The organism is Palleronia abyssalis (genome assembly GCF_900302445.1).
Classification (GTDB): Bacteria; Pseudomonadota; Alphaproteobacteria; order Rhodobacterales; family Rhodobacteraceae; genus Palleronia; species Palleronia abyssalis.
In genome coordinates, this window is the sequence record NZ_ONZF01000001.1 from 92,196 (window position 1) to 110,803 (window position 18,608).

19 protein-coding genes are annotated in these 18,608 nt (G+C 64.6%); 10 read left to right on the top strand and 9 right to left on the bottom strand.

Translation table 11 applies throughout. The annotated features are described in order from the left end of the window. Positions 1-20 precede the first annotated feature (20 nt). Complete coding sequence (locus PAA8504_RS00445; RefSeq protein WP_108892209.1) at positions 21-449, top strand: hypothetical protein; 429 nt, start codon at positions 21-23, stop codon at positions 447-449. Here the strand turns inward: PAA8504_RS00445 and PAA8504_RS00450 are convergent. The 8 genes from PAA8504_RS00450 to PAA8504_RS00485 all read right to left on the bottom strand — a co-directional run bounded on the left by PAA8504_RS00450 (position 446) and on the right by PAA8504_RS00485 (position 7,927). Beyond that, positions 446-1,027, bottom strand: a complete 582-nt coding sequence (locus tag PAA8504_RS00450; protein WP_281259932.1) for a nucleotidyltransferase family protein — start codon at positions 1,025-1,027, stop codon at positions 446-448. The two genes, PAA8504_RS00445 and PAA8504_RS00450, sit on opposite strands and share 4 nt — an antisense overlap. Beyond that, positions 1,017-2,309 (bottom strand): branched-chain amino acid ABC transporter permease, encoded by a 1,293-nt coding sequence (locus PAA8504_RS00455; RefSeq protein WP_108892211.1) that lies wholly within the window; start codon positions 2,307-2,309, stop codon positions 1,017-1,019. Before PAA8504_RS00455 ends, PAA8504_RS00450 begins: the two co-directional genes overlap by 11 nt. Further along, on the bottom strand, positions 2,306-3,316 hold the full coding sequence (locus PAA8504_RS00460; RefSeq protein WP_108892212.1) for a branched-chain amino acid ABC transporter permease: 1,011 nt from the start codon (positions 3,314-3,316) through the stop codon (positions 2,306-2,308). Before PAA8504_RS00460 ends, PAA8504_RS00455 begins: the two co-directional genes overlap by 4 nt. Next, the gene (locus PAA8504_RS00465; RefSeq protein WP_108892213.1) at positions 3,316-3,675 is read right to left on the bottom strand and encodes a hypothetical protein; all 360 of its coding nucleotides are present in this window, start codon (positions 3,673-3,675) and stop codon (positions 3,316-3,318) included. The genes PAA8504_RS00460 and PAA8504_RS00465 overlap by 1 nt, the downstream gene beginning before the upstream one ends. Before the next feature lie 81 nt (positions 3,676-3,756). After that, on the bottom strand, positions 3,757-4,581 hold the full coding sequence (locus tag PAA8504_RS00470) for an ABC transporter ATP-binding protein (RefSeq protein WP_108892214.1): 825 nt from the start codon (positions 4,579-4,581) through the stop codon (positions 3,757-3,759). 169 nt (positions 4,582-4,750) lie between these two features. Next, entirely contained in the window at positions 4,751-5,527 is a 777-nt protein-coding gene (locus tag PAA8504_RS00475) for an ABC transporter ATP-binding protein (protein ID WP_108892215.1), read from the bottom strand. A gap of 116 nt (positions 5,528-5,643) precedes the next feature. Beyond that, positions 5,644-6,834: an ABC transporter substrate-binding protein gene (locus tag PAA8504_RS00480; protein ID WP_108892216.1), complete on the bottom strand. Its 1,191-nt coding sequence runs from the start codon at positions 6,832-6,834 to the stop codon at positions 5,644-5,646. Between the two features lie 85 nt (positions 6,835-6,919). Beyond that, a complete protein-coding gene (locus PAA8504_RS00485; RefSeq protein ID WP_108892217.1) occupies positions 6,920-7,927 on the bottom strand; it encodes a GlxA family transcriptional regulator in 1,008 nt (335 codons plus the stop codon). 124 nt (positions 7,928-8,051) lie between these two features. Here PAA8504_RS00485 and PAA8504_RS00490 point away from each other — a divergent pair, with 124 nt between their 5' ends. Continuing rightward, complete coding sequence (locus PAA8504_RS00490) at positions 8,052-9,428, top strand: class II 3-deoxy-7-phosphoheptulonate synthase (protein WP_108892218.1); 1,377 nt, start codon at positions 8,052-8,054, stop codon at positions 9,426-9,428. Positions 9,429-9,465: 37 nt separating this feature from the next. On the opposite strand, the gene PAA8504_RS00495 is transcribed toward PAA8504_RS00490, so the two are convergent. Beyond that, entirely contained in the window at positions 9,466-10,107 is a 642-nt protein-coding gene (locus tag PAA8504_RS00495) for a PAS domain-containing protein (protein ID WP_181375654.1), read from the bottom strand. Between the two features lie 134 nt (positions 10,108-10,241). Between PAA8504_RS00495 and PAA8504_RS00500 the strand changes: the two genes are divergently transcribed. From PAA8504_RS00500 to pstA, 8 genes are all read left to right on the top strand, one after another. Further along, a complete protein-coding gene (locus tag PAA8504_RS00500; RefSeq protein ID WP_108892220.1) occupies positions 10,242-11,123 on the top strand; it encodes a YicC/YloC family endoribonuclease in 882 nt (293 codons plus the stop codon). A gap of 4 nt (positions 11,124-11,127) precedes the next feature. Beyond that, positions 11,128-11,772, top strand: coding sequence for a guanylate kinase (gmk, locus tag PAA8504_RS00505; protein ID WP_108892221.1), 645 nt, complete (start codon positions 11,128-11,130; stop codon positions 11,770-11,772). Then, entirely contained in the window at positions 11,769-12,290 is a 522-nt protein-coding gene (locus tag PAA8504_RS00510; protein WP_108892222.1) for a gamma carbonic anhydrase family protein, read from the top strand. The genes gmk and PAA8504_RS00510 overlap by 4 nt, the downstream gene beginning before the upstream one ends. 77 nt (positions 12,291-12,367) lie before the next feature. Then, complete coding sequence (locus tag PAA8504_RS00515; protein ID WP_108892777.1) at positions 12,368-13,540, top strand: trans-sulfuration enzyme family protein; 1,173 nt, start codon at positions 12,368-12,370, stop codon at positions 13,538-13,540. Position 13,541: 1 nt separating this feature from the next. Further along, complete coding sequence (locus PAA8504_RS00520; RefSeq protein ID WP_108892223.1) at positions 13,542-14,567, top strand: sensor histidine kinase; 1,026 nt, start codon at positions 13,542-13,544, stop codon at positions 14,565-14,567. A gap of 130 nt (positions 14,568-14,697) precedes the next feature. Next, complete coding sequence (locus PAA8504_RS00525; protein WP_108892224.1) at positions 14,698-15,744, top strand: PstS family phosphate ABC transporter substrate-binding protein; 1,047 nt, start codon at positions 14,698-14,700, stop codon at positions 15,742-15,744. Positions 15,745-15,815: 71 nt separating this feature from the next. Further along, positions 15,816-17,273, top strand: coding sequence for a phosphate ABC transporter permease subunit PstC (pstC, locus tag PAA8504_RS00530; protein WP_108892225.1), 1,458 nt, complete (start codon positions 15,816-15,818; stop codon positions 17,271-17,273). Continuing rightward, positions 17,273-18,607, top strand: a complete 1,335-nt coding sequence (pstA, locus tag PAA8504_RS00535; protein ID WP_108892226.1) for a phosphate ABC transporter permease PstA — start codon at positions 17,273-17,275, stop codon at positions 18,605-18,607. The genes pstC and pstA overlap by 1 nt, the downstream gene beginning before the upstream one ends. The last annotated feature ends 1 nt before the right edge of the window (position 18,608 follow it).

Here is an 18,608-nt window from a genome sequence, read left to right on the forward strand (position 1 = left end):
GTCACGAAACGGAGAGACGCATGCACCCCACGCCCTGGCACTTCTGGATCGTCGTCACCTTGGGTGTCGTGTGGCATCTGATCGGGGTCGTAGACTACACCTCAATCCAGTACGACTGGCAGCCGTGGCTGACGATGATGTCGGGTCGGCAGGCCGCTTTCGTGCAGACCATGCCGGACTGGGTCGACGGGGCTTGGGCGCTGTCGGCCTGGGTGGGCCTTCTGGGCGTCCTGCTGCTGGCCGCAAGGGTGAGCTTCGCGCCAGTAATCCTGGCCGTCTCCATGTTCGCCACCTTCGTCGTGGCGGTCTGGCTGTCGCTGTTCTCGAACCCGCCGGTGCTGCAGCTTGCAGGTTGGCCGGCCCTCGCTACGCTGTGGATCGCCGTCGTGTTCACCGTCCTTCTATGGCTCTACGCCAGAGACATGCACAAGTCGGGCGTGATCGCCTAATTCCGGATCCCAGTTCGCGCGCGCCACTCCGACCAAGCTTCGGGCGTGTCGAGATCGGTGATCGCGCGCTGGCCGGGCAGGGGAACCAGGCGGGGCGGATGGGCCTTCAACAGCCCCTGCGCCCCCTTGTCTCCCTCAAGCCGCGCCATCGCAGCCACCAGTCCCGGTGGAAAGATCACCGGCTGACCGGGCGTGCCGTCCTGCGCCGTCGCCCTCACAGGCGCCGTGCCGTCATAGGCCGCGATCAGCGTTTCCATGTCTGCGGTCTCGATCTCTGGCATGTCGCCCAGGCAGACCATCAGCGGACCCTCGATCCCCGACAACGCCCGGAACGACGCAGCCATGCCCGCGTCGGCATCCGACACCTCGACAACCCGCGTTGTCGAGGTGTCTAGATGTTGTCGGCGTTCCGATCCGGGCCTCAACGTGACCGCAACGTCCCACCCGATTGCCGCTGCCCGATCGACCAGCACCCTTAGAAGCGGCACGCCGCCCACAAGCTCCAGGCACTTGTCGCCGCCCCGCATTCGCGAGGCGGACCCGGCGGCGAGGATGGCGATGGTGCCCTTACCGCTCAGGGATCAGACCCCGTGGCGCGAAGCGAAGCACCAGCAAAAGTACCAGCCCCATGGTGAACAGACGCATATGCGCCGCCGATTCCAGCAACCTGTCGCGCAGCATCGACCCCTCGGGCAGCCCGGACGAGATCGTGGACATCAGCCACAGCCCCAGCGGTTCGACCTGCACCCACAGGAACCAGATCAGGAACCCGCCCAGCACGGCGCCCCAGTTGTTACCGGATCCGCCGACGATCACCATCACCCAGACCAAGAAGGTGAAGCGCAGCGGCTGATAGGAGGCCGGGGTCAGCTGCCCGTCCAGCGTCGTCATCATCGCCCCCGCGATCCCGCACACGGCCGAGCCCAGGATGAAGATCTGCAGGTGCCGCCGCGTGACGTCCTTGCCCATCGCCTCGGCCGCGACCTCGTTATCGCGGATCGCGCGCATCATCCGCCCCCAGGGCGAGGCCAGCGCGGCCTGCGCCAGCCACAGCACGATCCCCAGCACCACGATGAACAGCGCCGCATAGCCCAGCTTGACCACCACCGACGAGGCCGTGACCGGATCCGCGCCGATGGCGGCCATTTGCTCGACGAAGCCGGGGTTCTGTTGCAGGTCGACCTCGTAAGGCACAGGGCGGGGCAGGCCGATCACGTTCTTCACGCCCCGGCTCATCCAGTCCTCGTTCTTCAGGACTGCGATGACGATCTCGGCGATGCCCAGCGTCGCGATGGCCAGATAATCCGACCGCAGCCCCAGTGCCGTCTTGCCGATGGCCCAGGCGGCGCCCGCCGCCAGCAGGCCGCCGACCGGCCACGCGATCAGGATCGGCAGGCCAAGCCCGCCCAGATACCCCTCGAGCGCCGAGTTCACGTCCTCGATCGCCTGTACGCCCGGATCGAAGACCGACCGGAACAAGAAGAACCCGACCACCAGGATCACGATCATCGCGGCGGTGCGCGTTGCCCCCTTGCCCATGCGGGTGAAGGCGATAACGGCGGCCACGATCACGCCTGCACCCACCAGAAGCCCGCCGATGACCCGTGCGCCGCCTGCGGTCCAGGCTTCGCCTACCGGGGGCATGCCGACCAGCACCGCCGCCAGACCGCCCAAGGCCACGAAGCCCATGACGCCCACGTTGAACAGGCCCGCATAGCCCCATTGCATGTTGACCCCCAGCGCCATGATCGCGCTGACAAGCCCCATGTTGAAGATGCCCAGGGCGACGTTCCAGCTTTGGGTCAGGCCGGTCAGGACGATCAGGAAACCGACCGCGGCGAACAGAAGGACGTTTCTCATACCGCTTTCCCCTGGAACAGACCGGTGGGCCGGAACAGCAGGACGATCACGAGAATCGCGAAGCTGACCGCGAACTTGTAGTCGGTGGACAGAAGCTGAACCAGGCTGTCGGGCTCCAGCCGTTCGGGCAGCCAGTATTCCAGCACCTTCTTCCACGCATAGGTGATCATCACCTCGGAATAGGCGATGACGAACCCGCCCGCGATGGCGCCGATCGGCGATCCCAGGCCGCCCACGATGGCCGCCGCGAAGATCGGCAGCAGAAGCTGGAAATAGGTGAACGGCTTGTAGGACTTGTCCAGCCCGTAAAGCGTGCCCGCCACGCAGGCCAGGGCCGCCACTATGATCCAGGTGATCGCCACCACGCGCTCCGGGGATATCCCCGAAAGAAGCGCCAGATCCTCGTTGTCGGAAAACGCGCGCATCGACTTCCCCGTGCGGGTGCGGTTCAGGAACCAGAACAGCACGGCCACGACCAGCACCGCCGCGACCACGGTGATCGCTTGGCTGGTTCGGATCGCCAGCCCCTCGTCCAGACCGGTCATGTTGCGGAAATCCCGGGCCGAGATCAGAAACCGCGTCCCGTCGTCGAAATTCTGGTCGTCCGGCCCCAGAATGAAACGCGTCAGGCCGTTATAGACGAACATCACCCCCATCGAGACAATGACCAGCAGCACCGGCGTAACCTTCTGCCGACGATAGAACCGATAGACCATGCGGTCGGTTAGCAGCACCAACCCGATAGTGATGAGGATCCCCAGGGGCAGCGCCAGAAGCGCGGTCGGGATCGGGCCCAGACCCACACCCAGCGCCTGCAGCCCCCAGGTCACCAGGATCACGGCCATGGTCCCGAAGGCCATCGTGTCGCCATGCGCGAAGTTCGAGAATCGCAGGATCCCGTAGATCAGCGTCACCCCCAACGCCCCAAGCGCAAGCTGCGCGCCATAGGCGGTGGCGGGGATCGCCACGAAGTTCAGGAAGGCCACCAGCCCGTTCAGGAAATCCATCATTCCGCCGCCTCGCAGGTCCCGGCATAGTTCAGCATCAGGTTCCCCCCGGCGGAATGGACCGACAGGCGCGCCGTCTCGCCTTCGGTCCCGGTCAAAAGACGGATCGCGCTATTGCCCCGGCCCAGAAAGGCGGTGGTCCTGTCGATCAAGACCGCTTCGGCGGGCACGTCCTCGGCCGTGTCCGACATGATGAAATCCGCGCCGTCGGGGCGGACCGAAAGGCTGTAATCGGTCGGCTCGCACCCGGCGGCGTCATAGCATTCGGTCTGGAAATTGCATTCCAGCGGCGCGCCCTCGAACGCTGCCACTGGGGCGGCCAGCCCTAGGGCCAACGCCATCGCGGTTCTGAATATCATTCTCGTCATCCCTTTCACGCCTGGGCGGCACATCGGTCGCGGGGGCATCGAGTCGAGCGGGGCAGGTGGTGTGACACCCCTTCAGCCCCCAAGGAACGACCGGCGCACGTCCGGATTGGCCAGCAATTCCTTGCCCGTGCCCGTGAAGGCGTTCGCCCCCTGCACCAGCACGTATCCGCGGTCCGCGATTTCCAGCGCCTGCCGCGCGTTCTGTTCCACCATCAGGATTGAGATGCCGGTCCGCGCCACCTCGATGATCCGGTCGAACAACTCGTCCATGACGATGGGGCTGACGCCCGCGGTCGGCTCGTCCAGCATCAAAACCTGCGGCTGGGTCATCAGCGCCCGTCCCACGGCGACCTGTTGACGCTGACCGCCAGAAAGCTCTCCGGCCGCTTGGCGTCGCTTGTCGCGCAGGATCGGGAACAGGTCATAAACCTGATCCATCGTTTTGCGGATGTCGTCGCGTCGCAGGAAGGCCCCCATTTCTAGGTTCTCCTCGACGCTCATCGAGGTGAACACGTTTGACGTCTGCGGCACGAAGGCCATGCCCTTGGCCACCCGCTCCTGCGGTTTCAGGTGGGTGATTTCCTCGCCGCGCAGGCGCACGGCCCCCTCCCGCACGTTCAGCATCCCGAAAACGGCCTTCATCGCGGTCGATTTGCCCGCGCCGTTCGGCCCCACGATCACCGCGATCTGCCCCTTGTCCACAGCGACGGTGCAGGCGTGCAGGATGTCCGCGCCGGTGCCATAGCCGCCGGTCATCTTGTCACCGATCAGAACCGGCTCGCCCGGCTTCGGCTGGCTGTTCCGGGGTGCACCCGTTTGCGGCGTGGTCCCGACGGGGCGGTTCGACTTGGTGGCCGACAGGTCGTTGCTTCCGCGGTCCGAATACGTATCGCTCATGCGAGGGTCCCCCGCGCGGACAGGCTGTCCCGACGGATGCCCGACAGACGCCCGGCGCCTGTCCGGCCGAAATCCGGCCCATGTCCGGCCACGGCGCGGCGGAAACCCGTCGCGGGTCCGGCGCATGTCCGCCGGGTTTCAGGGGCGAAAGACCCGTTTTGGGGCGTCCTCATGCCGGTTCCTTGTTCTTCAGACCGGTGCCGAGATACGCCTCGATCACCTCTTCGTTACTCTTGATCTCGTCGATCGTGCCCTCGGCCAGCACCTTGCCCTCGGCCATGACGATGACCGGATCGCAGAGACGCCCGATGAAATCCATGTCGTGCTCGATCATGCAGAAGGTGTATCCACGCTCCTTGTTCAGACGCAGGATCGCGTCGCCGATCGTGTTCAGAAGGGTGCGGTTCACGCCCGCGCCGACCTCGTCCAGGAACACGATCCGCGCGTCGACCATCATCGTCCGGCCCAGCTCCAGAAGCTTCTTCTGGCCGCCCGACAGGTTTCCTGCCTTCTCGTCCTTGAGGTGATCGATGGTAAGGAATTCAAGAACTTCGTCGGCCTTCTTCAGAAGGTCGGCCTCTTCCTGACGGATGCGCGCACGGTGGAACCAGGCGTTCCACAGCGTCTCCCCGGACTGGCGGGGGGGCACCATCATCAGGTTCTCGCGCACCGTCATCGAACTGAACTCGTGCGCGATCTGGAACGTCCGCAGAAGCCCCTTGTGGAACAGCGCGTGCGGCGGCAGGCCGGTGATGTCCTCGCCCGCCATGGTCACACGGCCGCTGGTCGGGGGCAGGACCCCCGCGATCACGTTGAACAGTGTCGTCTTTCCCGCACCGTTCGGACCGACGAGTCCGGTGATGGAACCTTCCGCGATTTCCAGTGTTGCCCCGTCGACGGCGTGGAACCCGCCGAAGTGCTTGTGAACGTCCTCTACGACGATCATGTCCCTGCTCCCCGTGGGTGTCCGATATTGTCCCGATCGGCACGCGTTTCGGTCCGGCCGTCAAATTAGCAGCCCAGGCGTGTCCCTAGCCTGGGCTGCGTTTTTATTCAACGATATCAGCGAATTTCGACGGTCGTGAACGCGCTGTCTTCGATGTTGTATTCGCGATAGGTACCGGCGGCTTCGCCCGGTCCGATCAGCTCGACATTGGTCGCGCCGACATAGTCGATCTCGCCGCCGTCGGCCAGGATCTCGATCGCGCGGCCAAGCTGACCGGGGAGGATCTGCTCGCCTGGCTCGTTGGCGATCTCGGTGATCATCGGGCCGTAATCCGATGCGCTGGTCGAGCCTGCAGCCTCCATCGCCAACGCGAGAAGGGCTGCCGCGTCATAGCTTTCGCGCGTGTACGAGGTCGAAGGATCGAAACCAGCTTCCTCGGCGGCGGTGTTGAACGCCTCGGTGCCTTCGCCTTCGGCCCAGGGAACGGTCCCGAACGAGCCTTCCATGTCGCTGCCCAGATCGGCCAGCAGCGCTTCCGAGAACATCCCGTCGCCCATCATGAACGTGTCGAACGCGCCCGAGTCGAGCGAGGATTGGATCATCCCCTTGCCGCCCTGGTCGGCATAGCCCAGCACGACCAGCACATCGCCACCGGCAGACGCCAGCGCACCGACTTCGGCCGAATAGTCCCCCTTGCCGTCCTCGTGCGGCGCCGACAGGGTCACGGTGCCCCCGGCGTCCTCGTAGGCGGCGGTGAAGGCGTCGGCGAAGCCCTTGCCGTAGTCGTTGTTCGTATAGGTGACGGCGACTTCCTCGATCTCCCGCTCCATCAGGATGTTGGCCATAACCTCACCCTGGCGTGCATCGGACGGGGCAGTGCGGAAGAATAGGCCGTTATCCTCGGCCTGGGACAGACCCGGCGAGGTGGCGGACGGCGAAATCATAGCGACGCCGTTCGGCACGGCGACGTTGGCCAGGATCGCCCCGGTCACGCCGGAACAGTCAGCGCCCATGATGCCCGCAACCCCGTCCGAGGTGATCAGACGCTCGGCAGCGGCCTGTGCGGCGGCGGCGTCGATGCAGGTTGAGTCGGCGCGGACCGCTTCGAGCATACGCCCGTCGAGGATGCCGCCGGCTTCGTTGATCTCGGAGATCGCCAGCTCGGCCGCGGTGCCCATGTTGGGCGTGATGGATTCGATGGGGCCGGTGAAGCCCAGAATGACGCCGATGCGCACCGGGTCGCCATCCTGCGCAAAAGCGCCGGTCGCGGCAGTGGTCATCGCGGTCGCGAGAAGAAGTTTTTTCATTGATCGTTTCTCCCTGTTGCTCAGGATTTGACTCCTGGCGCGCAAGCTAGAACGCCCGTTCGGAAAAGAAAAGCAGCCCCCTGCGTCAGGGTTCGGCCTGGCTGCCACGTTCCCGGTACGGCGTGGTCTTGTAGTGCGCGCGGTAGCATTTCGAAAAATGCGAGGGCGAGGTGAAGCCGCAGGCCAGCGCGACGTTGATGACGCTCATATCGGTCTGAAGAAGCAGGTTGCGGGCTCGGCTAAGGCGCAACTCCATGTAGTAGCGCTTGGGGCTACGGTTCAGGTAACGGCGGAACAGGCGTTCCAACTGTCGGGTACTGAGGTCGACCTCGCGCGCCAGGATGGCGGGGCTGATCGGCTCCTCGATATGGCGCTCCATCTTCTGGATCACCTCGGACAGTTTCGGGTGGCGCACGCCGATCCGGGTGGGGGTCGACAGCCGTTGCTGATCGCGGTCCGTGCGGATCGCCGAATAGATCAGCTGATCGGCCACGGCATTCGCCATATCCTCGCCTTGGTCACGCGCGATCAGACGCAACATCAGGTCGATCGATGCGGTGCCGCCCGCGGTCGTCAGGCGGTTGCCGTCTATGGCGAAGACGCGTTTGGTCAGTTCCACGTCGTCGAACGCTTCGGCGAACCCATCGGCATTCTCCCAGTGGATCGTGGCGCGTTTGTCTTCCAGCAGCCCCGCTTTGGCCAGCGTATGCGCCCCGGTGCACAGTCCACCGATGACCGCCCCGCGCCGCGCTTCGCGCCGCAACCAGTTAAGCACCCGCTTGGTCGACGCCTGATCGACCTCAAGCCCGCCGCACACGATGATCGTCGCGTCGCGGGGCGGATCTCCCAGATCGTCGTTCAGTTGAAACACCACGCCGGCCGAGCATGTCTTCGCCGCGCCCCCGTCGCCGGTCAACGACCAGGAATAAAGATCACGCGCTGCAAGGCGGTTCGCGATGCGCAGGCAGTCGACCGCACCCGCAAAGCTTAGCAGGCTGAAGCGATCCAGAAGAAGAAAGGTATAGTGGCGTGCGACCCCGTCTCGCGGGGCAGCGCGCTCGGTCTTCGGCGTGGGGCGGACGGATTGTTCCATTGGCGGACCGAAGCACCATTTCCCGGCCCTTCGCAAGACGCGTAATTCGGCGGGATTGAGGTTTGCAAGCTGCGCCGCGCGCGCCTATACGTTCTCCCCGGTTTCTTTCGCAGGAGGATGGGCGATGCAAATGTCCGGGATTTCGAGCTGGCGCCAGCGTGAGCGGATCCAGATGCCCGTCTATACCGACGCTGCCGCGCTGCGCGCGGTCGAGGATCGGCTACGGGCATTGCCGCCCCTTGTCTTCGCGGACGAGGCGCGGCGCCTGAAGTCCGAGCTTGCCGCGGTCAGCCGCGGGCAGGCGTTCCTTTTGCAGGGTGGGGACTGTGCCGAGAGCTTCGAGCAGTTCGGCACCGAGCAAGTCCGCGACTTCTTCAAGGTCATTCTGCAAATGGCCATGGTTCTGACCTATGGCGCGAAGGTGCCGGTGGTGAAGGTCGGCCGCATCGCCGGGCAGTTCGCCAAGCCGCGCTCGGCCCCGACCGAGACGGTGAACGACGTCGAGCTTCCCAGCTATCGCGGGGATATCATCAACGGGTTCGACTTTAGCGAAGCCGCCCGCGCGCCCGACCCGAACCGGATGATCGAGGCCTATACACAGGCTGCCGCCACATTGAACCTGTTACGCGGGCTGTCGAAGGGCGGCTTTGCCGACGTCAACAAGGTGCATGCCTGGACGCTGGACTGGACGGCCGAGGACAAGGCGGCCGATTACCGCGCCATCGCCGGAGCGCTTCAGGACACGCTGGACTTCATCCGCGCCGCGGGCCTCAGCCCCCGCAAGGCGGAAGAACTGGCGACGGTCGACTTCTATAGCAGCCACGAGGCGCTGCTTCTGGAATACGAGGAAGGCCTGACCCGGGTCGATCCGCAGACCGGTGATCTGGTGGCCGGCTCTGGGCACCTGATCTGGATCGGCGACCGCACGCGCCAGCCCGATGGCGCGCATGTCGAGTTCTGCCGCCAGGTCATTAATCCCATCGGCCTGAAATGCGGCCCGACGACCTCGAACGAGGATCTGAAGGTCCTGATCGACAAGCTGATGGGCGGCAACCTGGACGACGCGGGGCGCCTGATGCTGATCACCCGTTTCGGCGCCGACAACGTCGAGGATCATCTGCCCCGCCTCATCGACACGGTCGAGGAGATGGGCGCAAAAGTCGTCTGGACCTGCGATCCGATGCACGGCAACACGATCAAGTCTGCCACCGGCTACAAGACTCGCCCGTTCGAGAACGTGCTGAAGGAAGTGCAGGAGTTCTTCCGTATCCACGCCGCGAAGGGCACCGTGCCCGGCGGCGTGCATTTCGAGATGACGGGGCAGGACGTGACCGAATGCACCGGAGGACTGCGGGCGCTGACCGACGAGGATCTGTCGGATCGCTACCACACGGCTTGCGATCCCCGCCTCAACGCATCGCAAGCCCTGGAACTGGCGTTCCTCGTCAACCAGTTGATGCGGAACACCAAGGGCGACGTCATGACGGCCGCCACCGCCTGATCCACATATCCCGCGGGTTTCGCCGGCGGGATTTTCGTCAAACGGGATCGACGATCCGGAACGATTGGCGGCGACGCAGGACGTCTCGCGCCCGCTCGGCATCTTCGAAGATCGGCGTGTTGGTTTGGACAGGTGCAGCCACCCGCGCCTTCAGGCGCCGGAGACGCGTATCCATAATGTCGAACCGAAGCGGGGCCTTGGTCCGGCGTTCGGGCAAGCTGGCATAGCAGATCGCACGGGTGATCTGATCTTCGCGATCACGCAATGGCAGAAGCAACAATTCCCCATGCATCCGCCTGCGGAATGGCGTCTTGGGGCCTGCAAGCTCCAGTTCCACCATGGACGGGCGATCGAACAGGGCTTCCATCGCATCCTCGAGCGCGCCACGCGACGCCGTCGAGATCAGCGATGTCATCGGCATGCCACGGGGTTCGATCCCGACGGCGTTTCCAATCGCCTGCCCTGCCAGACGGATCTTGGCTTGGCGGGGTGCGATGCGTTCGATCAGCACGATCTCGCCCAGAAGTCCCGAGATCCGCGCCGGGTCGATGGCGTCCCGCCCTGGCACGTCCAGCGCGCCCCCGATCTCGTTCCAGTAGGCGAGCAGTGCATCCTTGCCGGTTGGTATCAGCGCCTTGCGATGCGCTTCCAGATCGACAACCGTACTTTCCTGCGACATGACAAGACCCCTCATGCAAATTCGGAACGCTCCGGGTCGTCTTTCCGACCGCCTTGCGACACACTGTTCCGCAAACAAGCAAATACCACGGCAGTTTCTGAAAATCTGCTGCAATTTTAACGAGAGGTTAACGGATGACCGCTTCGATGACGGGGTTTGCCAGCGAAACAGGCGCTTGGGAAGGGTGGACCTGGGGCTGGGAAATGCGGTCCGTGAACGGCAAGGGGCTGGACTTGCGCCTGCGTGTGCCGGACTGGATCGGCGGGCTTGAAACCGGGCTGCGGCAACGGGTGCAGGCGGCACTCGCCCGGGGGAACGTGACCGTCTCGCTGCGTCTGACGCGCGAGGCGATCTCCGGCGGGGTGGACAGGGTCGCGGTCGAGACGGCACTGACTCAAATCTCCACGGTCGAGGCGATAGCGGCCGAGAAAGGGCGTCCTCTGGCCCCGGTGCGCGCGATCGACATTCTGCAGATCCGGACTGCGCCCGAGTCCCTGTCTCCCGAGGCCGAAGCCGGTCTGCGCGATACCCTGATCGCCCAGTTCGAGGACGAGGTTCTGCCGGCCTTCGTCACCTCGCGCCTGGATGAGGGCCGCGCCCTGGATGCCATCCTGATGCAGCAATTGGACCGGATCGGTGACCTGGTGGCGCAGGCATCCACGGCCGCACGGGACCGTCAGGCGGGGCAGGGCGACGCATTACGCGCCGCCATTGCCCGCATCGCGCCAGAGGCCAGCGTCGATCCCGACCGCCTGGCACAGGAGCTGGCCCTTCTGGCGGTCAAGCAGGACGTGACCGAGGAACTGGACCGGCTGTGCGCCCATGTCGCCGCGGCCAAGGCCGAGATGCGCCGGGACGGCCCCAAGGGACGCAAGCTCGACTTCCTGATGCAGGAGTTCAACCGCGAGGCCAACACTCTGTGTTCCAAGTCTCAGGATGCGGCGTTGACGGCCATCGGGCTTGACCTCAAAACCGTCATAGATCAACTCCGCGAACAGGTTCAGAACGTGGAGTGATCTCTTGTCCGTCTCCCGACGCGGTCTTCTCATTATCCTGTCATCCCCGTCCGGCGCGGGCAAATCCACGCTGGCGCGGGCGCTGATGGCCTGGGATCCCAGCATCCAGTTCTCGGTCTCGGCCACGACGCGATCGCCGCGCCCGGGCGAGGTGGACGGCAAGGATTACCTTTTCGTCACGGAATCCGAGTTCAAACGGCAGGTTGCCGATGGTGACATGCTGGAACATGCCCATGTCTTCGGCAATTTCTACGGCTCGCCCAAGGGGCCGGTTCAAGAGGCCATTCACGCGGGCCGGGACGTCCTGTTCGACATCGACTGGCAGGGTGCACAGCAGATTCGAAATTCCGAGCTCAATACAAACACGCTGTCGATCTTCCTGTTGCCGCCTTCGATTCCCGAACTGCGCCGCCGTCTGGAAGCCCGCGGTCAGGACAATGACGAGACCATCGGGCGGCGGATGCAGAAAAGCTGGGACGAGATCAGCCATTGGGACGGCTACGATTTCGTGCTGGTGAACGAGGATCTGGCCGAGACCGAGCAGAAGTTGCGTGCGATCATCACCGCGGCCCGTCTGCGCAGGACCCAACAGCCCCGCCTGACCGAGCATGTGCGCCATTTGCAAAGCGAGTTCGAGGAAACGACATGATCTACGATCTGGGCGGGGCCACGCCCCTTCTGGAAGACGGTGTCTGGGTGGCGCCGGACGCGAACGTCATTGGCCGGATTCTTCTGCGCGCCAAGGCGTCGGTCTGGTTCGGGGCCACCTTGCGCGGCGACAACGAAACCATCGAAGTCGGCGCCGGCACGAACATCCAGGAGAACTGCGTGCTGCATACCGACATGGGGTTCCCGCTGACCATCGGGCGCGACTGCACGATCGGGCACAAGGCGATGCTTCATGGCTGCACGATCGGCGATGAAAGCCTGATCGGCATGGGGGCGACGGTTCTGAACGGAGCACGGATCGGGAAGAACTGCCTGATCGGGGCAGGGGCCCTGGTCACGGAAGGGAAGGAGGTGCCCGACGGGTCCCTCGTCCTCGGCGCGCCCGGCAAGGTCGTGCGCGAGCTCGACGCGCAGGCGATCCAGATGCTGCGCGCGTCGGCCATCCATTATCAGGAGAACGCGGCCCGCTTCTCCACGTCGCTGAAAGCCATCTCATGAGCATTTTCGACCGCCTTTTCGGCACCTCTCGCCTCGTCGACCGTCCCGCGTTGCCCGCGCCATCGACCACGAATCCGATGGCCACACAGGTGCGCCGCACCCCATGGCCCGGGGGAACGGGGCGCGCCGTTGGCACCCCGATCCAGCCCTCGGTCGTCTATGGGGCCGAAAGCCCGGACGCGCTGGACGCGATCTATGAAGGGCGCGAGGAAGGGTTCACCTATGCCCGCGAGGCGCACCCGAATGCAGCACTTCTGGCCCAAAAGATCGACGCGATGGAGGGGCTGTCGGGCGGCATGATCATGGGCTCGGGCATGGCTGCGGTCAGCGCGGCGCTGATGGGAATTCTGAAGCAGGGCGACCACGTGATCGGCGCCGACCGTCTTTACGGCCGGTCGCTTCGCATGATGTCCGAAGAGCTGCCGAGGATGGGCATTGCGACCACCCTTGCCGATCCGACCGATGTCGAGGCCCTCCGTGCGGCGATCCGACCCGAAACCCGCATGATCCTGATCGAAGTTGTGTCGAACCCGACGTTGCGGATCGCGGACCTCAAGGGGATCGCCAAGATCGCGAAGGAAGCCGGTATCTTGCTGGCCGTGGACAACACGTTCACAACCCCCCGTGCCGTGAGGGCCCGCGATTTCGGCGCGGATATCGTGATCCATTCTGTCACGAAGCTGCTGGCCGGTCACTCCGACGCCACGTTGGGCTATGTGGGCGCAACGGATTCGGCGCTGATGGACCGGATGCGCGTGTTTGCCGTCACTCTGGGTCTGACGCCCAGCCCGTTCGACTGCTGGCTTGCCGAGCGGGGCCTGTATTCCTTCGACTTGCGGTATGACCGGGCCGAGGAGAACGCAGCGAAACTGGCTGCCCATATTGACGGTCTGCCCGGTGTGACGCGGGTGATCTATCCCGGGCGGGCCGATCATCCGGATCACGAACGGGCCCGGGACCTTCTGAAGGGACGCTTCGGCAACATGGTCACGTTCGAGATCGCCGGCGGGCGTGACGCGGCCAACCGCCTTGTTCGTGCGGCCCGGAACATCGCCTTCGCACCCACGCTGGGCGACGTTGGCACCACCATCAGTCATCCTGCGACCTCCTCTCACCGCGCGCTCAGTCCCGAGGATCGCGAGGCCAAGGGTCTGGGCGAGGGGACGTTCCGCGTCTCGGTGGGGGTGGAACCGGCCCAGCTTCTGTGTTCCGAGTTCGAGACCGCCATACGGTCGGCTGCGAACGGCTGACATGGCGCTGTCCGATCCCTCCGATCTGCTTCGGGCCTTGCCGCAGCCCGCATTGCTTGTCGGATCCTCGGACCGGATCACCGCGGCGAACCCCCAGGCGGAGACGCTTCTGGGCGCGGGGCTGGTAGGGCGACACTATGTCGTGGCGCTGCGCCAGCCCGGCCTGATCGAGGCGATCGAGAAAGTCCGGGGCGACGCGACGTCCGCCCGGGCGCGGTACCTTGCACGGCGTGACGGCGTGGACAGCACATGGCGGGCCCATGCGGGCAAGATCGGCACCTCTGCCCTTGTGACGTTCGAAGACCTGTCGGCGGCGGAAGATGCCGACCAGATGCGGCGCGATTTCGTGGCCAATGTCAGCCACGAATTGAAGACCCCTCTAACCGCGATGATCGGCTTTATCGAAACATTGCGCGGTCCGGCCCGCGACGATGCCGGCGCACGGGACCGTTTTCTGGGCACCATGGCGCAGGAAGCGAGCCGGATGAACCGGCTGGTCGAGGACCTGCTGGCGCTGTCCCGGGTCGAGGCAAACGAAAGGGTGCGCCCGCGCGAGGAAGTCGACGTCGCCTCGATCCTCGCCTCGGTCGTGCGCGTGCTTTCGATGCAAGCCGAAGCAAGGGGAATCGACGTTGTTTGCAATGCGCCTGAGCCGCCCGTCATCATACGCGGCGATGCGGATCAGCTTCGCCAGGTTTTCGCGAACTTGCTGGAAAACGCCATCAAGTATGGTGGGAAAACCGTTTCGCTGACGCTGACCGAACACGCGATGCTGGACGATCTGCGCCGGCCCGGTGTCGTGGTCGAAGTGCGAGATGATGGCGTCGGCATCGACCCTATGCACGTTCCACGCCTGACCGAGCGTTTCTATCGTGTCGACAGTCACCGGTCCCGCGAGGTTGGCGGAACGGGGCTGGGCCTGGCCATCGTGAAGCACATTGTTTCGCGGCACCGGGGACGTTTGCGCACGCGCTCTCAGGTGGGGCAGGGGACGTGCTTCACAGTAAGTCTGCCCCGCGAACCTTGACGCCGCGGAATTATGAACTTTGTCATCAAACTGTTACGTGAGCGTTACAAAAGCGACTCCGAACGCGCCTAGTCAGCCCTCCAAGGCCGCCTCGACGCGGTCTCAACGAAAGACAGACCAGGAGATTCCAATGTCCTTCGCAAAAGCCACCGCATCCGTCGCCATTCTGGCCGCGGCCGCGACCGCCGCGTCCGCCCAAGGCCGCGAGCAGGTCCAAGTCGCCGGTTCGTCCACCGTGCTGCCCTACGCCAACATCGTCGCCGAATACTTCGGCGAATCCACCGAGTTCCCGACTCCCGTCATCCAGTCGGGCGGCTCCTCGGCCGGCCTCAAGCTGTTCTGCGAAGGCGTGGGCGAGAACACCATCGACATCGCCAACGCCTCGCGCGCCATCCGCCCCGCCGAGGTCGAAACCTGCGCCGCGAACGGCGTGAGCGACATCATCGAAGTCCGCATCGGCTATGACGGCATCGTCTTCGCCAGCCAGACCGACGGCCCGGCCTTCAACGAGTTCGAGCCCGCCCAGTGGTATCAGGCTATGGCCGCCGAACTGCCCCAGGACGGCGAGATGGTGTCGAACCCGAACACCAACTGGACCGACGTCGACAGCGAATTGCCCGACGCCGAGATCCTGGCCTTTATCCCGGGCACCAAGCACGGCACCCGTGAAGTCTTCGAGGAAAAGGTCCTGCTGCAGGGCTGCGAAGACACGGGCGCGATGCAGTCCATGATGGACATGGGCATGGACGAAGATGCCGCGGAAGAGGCCTGCATGGCCGTTCGCAACGACGGCGCCGCCGTGGACATCGATGGCGACTACACCGAGACGCTGGCCCGCATCGAATCGAACCCGCAGGGCGTCGGTGTCTTCGGCCTGTCCTTCTACGAGAACAACACCGACGTTCTGAAGGTCGCCACCATGGGCGGTATCGAGCCGTCGACCGAGACGATCTCGACCGGCGAATATCCCGTGTCGCGTCCGCTGTATTTCTACATCAAGGGCGCGCATATCGGTGTCATTCCCGGCCTGAAGGAATACGCCTCGTTCTTCGTCAGCGACCAGATCGCCGGTCAGGGCGGCCCGCTTGCCGATTACGGACTGGTCCCCGACCCTGAGCTTGCCGCGACCCAGCAGAAGATCTCGGACGAGGAAACCATGTCGGCCGACGCGTCCTGAGCGACGATCTACCATTGCCGGGGGCGGCCATCCGGCCGTCCCCTTTTCGTACCTGAAACCCGGGGGGTTGAATGTCGGTGTTCTGGATCCTGGTCATCCTCGTGGGACTGGCTATCGTGGGCTTCGCGCTTGGACGGCGCCGGGCCATTGGCTCGGCCGGTGGCGATCCCAAGACCTTGCACTCGCGGCCGAACTATTACGGCGTCGGCGTCGCACTCGCCGCACTGATCCCGTCGCTTGCCCTGCTGGCGATCTGGCTGTTCGTTCAGCCCCTCTACATCGATGCGCAGGTCGCTACCCAAATTGCCGATGCCGCGATCCCCGAAGGTTCGACCCGCGGCCTGATGATGGGCGATATCGAGCGCCTGGCGGCCGGGTTCGATCAGCTTGAATCGCGCGGGCTTATGACGCCGGAGGAGATCGCGGCCCTCGGACCCGACGACGATATTCGCGGGCGCCTTGGCGAGGTCGGCCTTGCCCTCGGCTCTAACGTGTCGGCCGAGACCCTTGATGCCGCCCGTACCTTCCGCAGCCTGTCTGCCACCGGGGGCATTCTGATGACGGTGGCCGTCCTTCTGGCGGGCGCCGCGGGGTTCGCGATCAATCTGGCCCGCGTTCATCACAGCAAACGCGCCCGCAACCAGGTCGAAAGCGTCATACTTGCTCTGCTTCTGGCGGCGGCGTGTATCGCAATTCTGACGACGGCCGGCATCGTGCTGTCGATGCTGTTCGAGTCCATCAATTTCTTCCGCCAGTACCCGATCACCGAGTTCTTCTTCGGCCTGCAATGGGCGCCGAACTTCCGCGGCAACTCCGATCTGGGGATCATCCCGCTGCTATGGGGAACACTCTATATTTCGCTGATCGCGCTTCTGGTGGCGGTGCCCATCGGCCTGTTCTCGGCGATCTACCTGTCGGAATATGCCGGACGGCGGATGCGGGCCATCGCAAAGCCCTTGATCGAGGTGTTGGCCGGCATTCCCACCATCGTCTACGGCCTGTTCGCGCTTCTGGTCGTGGGCCCGATGCTGCGGGATTACTTCGCGCAGCCTCTGGGACTTGGCAATTCGGGGTCGTCGGTGATGACGGCGGGCCTTGTGATGGGGATCATGCTGATCCCGTTCGTGTCGTCGCTGTCTGACGACATCATCTCGGCCGTGCCGCAATCCATGCGGGACGGGTCGCTGGGTCTTGGTGCGACCAAGGCCGAAACCATCCGTCAGGTCGTCGTGCCAGCCGCACTTCCGGGTATCGTGGGCGCCATCCTGTTGGCCGCGTCGCGTGCCATCGGCGAGACGATGATCGTGGTACTGGGGGCAGGGGCCGCGGCCCGCCTGTCACTCAACCCGTTCGAGGCCATGACCACCGTCACCGTCAAGATCGTCAGCCAGCTGACCGGCGACACCAACTTTGCCTCGCCCGAGACGCTGGTGGCCTTCGCGCTTGGCCTGACCCTTTTCGTCATAACGCTGGGGCTGAACGTCTTCGCCCTGTTCATCGTGCGCCGCTACCGGGAGCAATACGACTGATGACCGCCATTCCCGACACCCCGTCCCGGCCCTCAAGCATCCTCGAAGCCGATGCGCGGACCCGCAAACGCAATGCCGCAGAAAAGCGGTTCCGCATGTACGGCCTGGGGGCGATCTTCGTCGGTCTGACCGCACTGGTTCTCCTGCTGACGTCGATTCTGATGCAAGGCCTGCCAGCGTTCCAGCAAAGCTATGTCACGCTGGAGGTGCCGCTTCTGGAGGACACGCTGGACCCCAGCGGCGAGAGGAATATCGACGACATCGCCGGCGTGATCTCGTTCGGCTACAACGGTTTGATCGAGCAGGCGGTGGAAGACGCCATCGAGACTCAGGGGATCGAGATCGAGGGGCTGGACGATCCGGCCGAGATCGTCTCGAACCAGGCCGCTGCGCAAGTGCGCAGATTCGTGCTGGCCAATCCCGAGCGGATCGGCACGTCCGAGACGTTCCGCTTCCTGACAACCTCGCGGGTCGACCAGTATTACAAGGGTCAGGTCACCATGGCCTCGGCCGAGCGGGACAGCCAGATCTCGCCCCAACAGTTGCAACTGGCCGAGGCCTTGGCCGAGGCGGGTCTTCTGGAGCAGTCCTTCAACTGGAACTTCGTGACTCAGCCTGATGCGTCGGACCAGCGCCCCGAGGCGGCCGGGCTTGGCGTCGCGATCCTTGGGTCGGCCTACATGATGCTGATCGTCCTGTGTCTTGCGCTGCCGATCGGGGTCGCCGCGTCGATCTACCTTGAGGAATTCGCACCGACGAACCGCATCACCGACATCATTGAGGTCAATATCTCGAACCTCGCGGCGGTGCCCTCCATCGTGTTCGGCATCCTGGGCCTGGCGATTTTCATCAATTTCGCGGGTCTGCCGCAATCGGCACCCATCGTGGGCGGGCTTGTTCTGACGCTGATGACGCTGCCGACCATCATCATCTCGACACGGGCGTCGCTGAAATCTGTGCCGCCTTCGATCCGCGATGCGGCCCTCGGGGTCGGCGCGTCAAAGATGCAGGCGGTGTTCCACCACGTCCTGCCGCTGGCCGGCCCCGGCATCCTGACCGGCACGATCATCGGCCTGGCGCAGGCCCTTGGCGAAACCGCGCCGCTTCTGCTGATCGGCATGGTTGCCTTTGTGACCGAATACCCCGACGCCCCGCCCGAAGGATTCTTCGATCCCGCCACGGCATTGCCCGTTCAGGTCTATAACTGGACCCAACGTGCCGATCCCGCCTTTGCCGAACGGGCCAGCGGAGCCATCATCGTATTGCTGGTCTTCCTGGCCATCATGAACATCACGGCAATCCTGCTTCGCCGCAGGTTCGAACGGCGCTGGTGAA

What these genes read in the sequence shown, in the direction of transcription:
- PAA8504_RS00445 (WP_108892209.1), top strand. Translation starts at nt 21, where the DNA reads ATGCACCCCACGCCCTGGCACTTCTGGATCGTCGTCACCTTGGGTGTC.
- PAA8504_RS00455 (WP_108892211.1), bottom strand. Translation starts at nt 2,309, where the DNA reads ATGAGAAACGTCCTTCTGTTCGCCGCGGTCGGTTTCCTGATCGTCCTG.
- PAA8504_RS00460 (WP_108892212.1), bottom strand. Translation starts at nt 3,316, where the DNA reads ATGGATTTCCTGAACGGGCTGGTGGCCTTCCTGAACTTCGTGGCGATC.
- PAA8504_RS00465 (WP_108892213.1), bottom strand. Translation starts at nt 3,675, where the DNA reads ATGATATTCAGAACCGCGATGGCGTTGGCCCTAGGGCTGGCCGCCCCA.
- PAA8504_RS00470 (WP_108892214.1), bottom strand. Translation starts at nt 4,581, where the DNA reads ATGAGCGATACGTATTCGGACCGCGGAAGCAACGACCTGTCGGCCACC.
- PAA8504_RS00475 (WP_108892215.1), bottom strand. Translation starts at nt 5,527, where the DNA reads ATGATCGTCGTAGAGGACGTTCACAAGCACTTCGGCGGGTTCCACGCC.
- PAA8504_RS00480 (WP_108892216.1), bottom strand. Translation starts at nt 6,834, where the DNA reads ATGAAAAAACTTCTTCTCGCGACCGCGATGACCACTGCCGCGACCGGC.
- PAA8504_RS00485 (WP_108892217.1), bottom strand. Translation starts at nt 7,927, where the DNA reads ATGGAACAATCCGTCCGCCCCACGCCGAAGACCGAGCGCGCTGCCCCG.
- PAA8504_RS00490 (WP_108892218.1), top strand. Translation starts at nt 8,052, where the DNA reads ATGCAAATGTCCGGGATTTCGAGCTGGCGCCAGCGTGAGCGGATCCAG.
- PAA8504_RS00495 (WP_181375654.1), bottom strand. Translation starts at nt 10,107, where the DNA reads ATGTCGCAGGAAAGTACGGTTGTCGATCTGGAAGCGCATCGCAAGGCG.
- PAA8504_RS00500 (WP_108892220.1), top strand. Translation starts at nt 10,242, where the DNA reads ATGACCGCTTCGATGACGGGGTTTGCCAGCGAAACAGGCGCTTGGGAA.
- PAA8504_RS00510 (WP_108892222.1), top strand. Translation starts at nt 11,769, where the DNA reads ATGATCTACGATCTGGGCGGGGCCACGCCCCTTCTGGAAGACGGTGTC.
- PAA8504_RS00515 (WP_108892777.1), top strand. Translation starts at nt 12,368, where the DNA reads ATGGCCACACAGGTGCGCCGCACCCCATGGCCCGGGGGAACGGGGCGC.
- PAA8504_RS00520 (WP_108892223.1), top strand. Translation starts at nt 13,542, where the DNA reads ATGGCGCTGTCCGATCCCTCCGATCTGCTTCGGGCCTTGCCGCAGCCC.
- PAA8504_RS00525 (WP_108892224.1), top strand. Translation starts at nt 14,698, where the DNA reads ATGTCCTTCGCAAAAGCCACCGCATCCGTCGCCATTCTGGCCGCGGCC.
- pstC (WP_108892225.1), top strand. Translation starts at nt 15,816, where the DNA reads ATGTCGGTGTTCTGGATCCTGGTCATCCTCGTGGGACTGGCTATCGTG.
- pstA (WP_108892226.1), top strand. Translation starts at nt 17,273, where the DNA reads ATGACCGCCATTCCCGACACCCCGTCCCGGCCCTCAAGCATCCTCGAA.